This is a genomic window from Streptomyces beijiangensis, from assembly GCF_017315755.1.
Taxonomy (GTDB): Bacteria; Actinomycetota; Actinomycetes; order Streptomycetales; family Streptomycetaceae; genus Streptomyces; species Streptomyces beijiangensis.
In genome coordinates this window covers 1-693 of record NZ_JAFLRJ010000540.1, presented here as the reverse complement: position 1 = coordinate 693, position 693 = coordinate 1, and the positions used below count along the sequence as shown (strand labels likewise).

Sequence of the window (693 nt, the reverse complement as noted above, 5' to 3'; positions counted from 1 at the left end):
CGGCCGGGAAGGCGGCCTGCGGCCACGCCGACGAGGAGGATCGCGAGCGCGACGCCCAGCATCGACCAGCGCAGGGCGCTCGATCCCGTCGTGTGCCCCTCCTCGCCCGAGGCGAGACCGAGCATGGCCAGACCCGCGACGACGACACCCACCGCGGCCCATTCGCTGCGGGCGAGTCGGACGTCCAGTACCCGGGACGCGACCACCGCGGTCACCGCGAGGCTGGCGGCCAGGGCCGCTCCGACCGCGTAGATCGGCAGCGAGCGCAGGGCGACGATCTGGAGGCCGAATCCCACCGCGTCGAGCCCCAGTCCGAGGATGTAGCGCCACTGGCGCAGCGCCCTCAGCAGCAGCGCCGCGTCCACACCGGAGCCGTTGCCCGGCTCGGCCGCGCGCGCGGCGGCGGCCTGGTACACGGAGGCGGTGCCGAAGCAGACCGACGAGGCGAGAGCACAGATCATCCCAAGGAGCACAGAACGGGACTCTAGTTGGGCCGCCGGATCCGGCCGCCGGACGGGGCCTAGGGTGGGGGGTCGCAATCGGGTTCTCCAGCGGCGGCTGACCGTGAAGCGGCACACCATCGACCCCCGCCCCGGCTGGCAGCAGACCGTCGAGGAGCAGGGGCTCATCTACCCGCTCACCCGCTACCCGGACGATTCGCTGCGTCCGTACTGGGACGAGAGCGCGTACTAC

General features: G+C 72.9%; 1 protein-coding gene and 1 pseudogene. One reads left to right on the top strand and one right to left on the bottom strand.

Annotated elements, in window-relative coordinates; genetic code table 11:
* A partial coding sequence (locus J0695_RS36460) for a DMT family protein (RefSeq protein WP_505383625.1) occupies positions 1-461 on the bottom strand: 461 nt, incomplete at its 3' end.
* A gap of 103 nt (positions 462-564) precedes the next feature.
* On the opposite strand from J0695_RS36460, the pseudogene J0695_RS44475 reads away from it, so the two are divergent.
* Positions 565-693: pseudogene (locus tag J0695_RS44475) on the top strand (glutathionylspermidine synthase family protein); the annotation flags it as partial.